Genomic DNA, 2,406 nt, shown 5'->3' on the forward strand with positions numbered 1-2,406 from the left:
CATCTAAATTTTTGTATTTTTTCGAATATAGACCAAGCGGTTCAATATGGATAGCACCAGCGTTAACAAAATCATAATCATTTTCAGCAACTGCACTTTCGAAGAATGGAATATGCTGGAAGTAGTTGGCATCAATATCGCCTTCGTCTAAAGCGACGTTTGGTATAACATAATCATTGTACGTCGTAATATCTAATTTAATGCCTTCTTTTTCAAGTAAAGGTTCAGCAAATTCCAATATCTCTGCATGTGGGACATTGCTGGCGCCAATTTTGATGGTAGTCGTGTCCTCCTTTGATGATCCTGCTGACGATGAGTCTGATGATGAATCGTTGCTGCCGCAAGCTGCTAAAGTTAATGACAGTCCTACTGTTAAGAGTGTTCCGAATACTGTTGATTTTTTCATAATAAATCTCCCCTTTTAGTCTTATTTTTTCTATTTTAACTAGTTAATAAATATTTTAACTGCTTGTTCAAGATACTTAACGCTTGTCTATTCGTTTGACGGCGCTGTCTCCAATAAATTGGATAATAAAAACGACCACGAGAATAATTAAAGTGGCAATCAATGTTACAGCTGGCTGGTTACGTTGGAATCCTTCTAAGTAAGCTAGGTTTCCTAATCCACCGGCTCCGATGACACCTGCCATGGCCGTATAACCGACTAATGAAATAGTCGTCACCGTCAGTCCGGAAACGATGGCCGGCAAACTTTCCGGTATGAGAACTTTATAAATAATTTCCCATTTGTTTGCTCCCATCGCTTCTGCTGCTTCGATTACACCTTTATCGATCTCGCGAAAGCCGATTTCTACTAGTCGTCCATAAAAAGGAGCTGAAGAAACAATCAAAGCGGGTAAAGCAGCCATTGGGCCAATCATGGAACCGACTAAACTTTTGGTTATCGGCATCATGAGTACGATTAAAATAATAAATGGAACAGAACGAAAGACATTTACAAGAATGGCTACAATCCCATACAATAACTTAGCAAAAAAAGTATCTTTTCCATTTGTTTCATACAGCAGCAGACCTAGCAACAAACCTAGCAGGAAGACGACGATCACTGAACCGGCTGTCATCCCTAGTGTTTGGATAGCTGCTTTTTGCATTCTGTCCCAATGGATTTCTGAAAAATCAAAGTACTGGCTCACCAATCCTGCTCCAATTTTAAGATTCGACAACATGTTCAATCACCTCTACTCCTACTTTCATTTGATTCAAGCGTTCGATGGCTTGAGTGATTTGCGGTTCGCTGCCGGTCAACTGAACATACAATGAACCGATCGACCCTTCTTTTGCGTGTCGAATATTTCCTTGGATGATGTTCAACTCTACTTCATAGTCACGCACGATTTTAGAAATGACCGGCATTTTGACTTGTTCTTCCTGAAAAGTTAAATGAATAATTTTCCCTTCAGGATAAGCTGTCAGCATTTCTTCCAGAATCTCATCTGTATCCTCACTGTTAGGATTAGCATCTTGCCGGATAAACCGTTTTGTGATTTCCTGTTGAGGATTTTTAAAAACTTCCATTACATCTCCTGATTCGACAACAGTTCCGTTATCCATCACAGCTACCTTATGGCAAATTTTGCGAACCACATGCATTTCATGCGTGATCAAAACAATTGTTAAATCCAACCGTTTATTGATATCCAATAACAAATCCAGAACTTCATCTGTTGTTTGAGGATCTAAAGCACTCGTTGCTTCATCGCACAATAACAATGTAGGTTCATTGGCTAAAGCACGCGCGATTCCGACCCTTTGTTTTTGTCCACCTGATAATTGAGCCGGATAGGTTTCTTCACGCCCTTCCAATCCAACTAACCGAATCAGTTCTTTCGCTTTTTTAATGCTTTTAGCTTTTCCCATCCCAGCAATTTCTAATGGAAATAAAACATTTTCTAATACCGTTCTCGACCATAAAAGATTGAAGTGTTGAAAAATCATTCCGATTTTTTGTCGTTCTTTTCTTAAATCTTTTCCTGTTAATTTTGAAATAATATTGCCGTTGACAGCTACGGTTCCCGATGTAGGAGTCTCAAGCCCATTAAACATCCGGACTAATGTGCTCTTTCCAGCTCCTGAATAACCTACAATGCCGTATATTTCACCGTCTTTAATGGTTAAATTCACATCTTCAACGGCTGTCAGTTGCCCTTGTTTCGTTTGGAAAACTTTTTTGATATTGGCTAATTCAATCATTGGTCATTTCCTTCCTTGGTCATTTTCAAGTCTTATCCATTTTAGGATATCAATTTGTAACTTATATACGTGTTGTCTAGCAGTTCAAGTCTGGCTCTCGGCAAAAAGATAAGAAACAAGGGTCCCAAAGTCTCGCTGCGCTCGCTTTGTACTATTCGACTAACCAGCTAAAGCTGGAAGTCTCCTAGCAATTGC

General features: G+C 39.4%; 2 protein-coding genes and 1 pseudogene. All 3 read right to left on the reverse strand.

Features of this window, described 5'->3' with window-relative positions; translation table 11 throughout:
- Window positions 1–406: pseudogene (locus tag RT405_RS12665) on the reverse strand (MetQ/NlpA family ABC transporter substrate-binding protein); the annotation flags it as partial.
- 76 nt (window positions 407–482) lie between these two features.
- Window positions 483–1,187, reverse strand: coding sequence for a methionine ABC transporter permease (locus tag RT405_RS12670; RefSeq protein WP_313470158.1), 705 nt, complete (start codon window positions 1,185–1,187; stop codon window positions 483–485).
- A complete protein-coding gene (locus RT405_RS12675; protein WP_313470161.1) occupies window positions 1,171–2,211 on the reverse strand; it encodes a methionine ABC transporter ATP-binding protein in 1,041 nt (346 codons plus the stop codon). The genes RT405_RS12670 and RT405_RS12675 overlap by 17 nt, the downstream gene beginning before the upstream one ends.
- Window positions 2,212–2,406: the final 195 nt, after the last annotated feature.

Origin of the sequence: Carnobacterium sp. (assembly GCF_032094055.1) — a bacterium.
Lineage (GTDB): Bacteria > Bacillota > Bacilli > Lactobacillales > Carnobacteriaceae > Carnobacterium_A.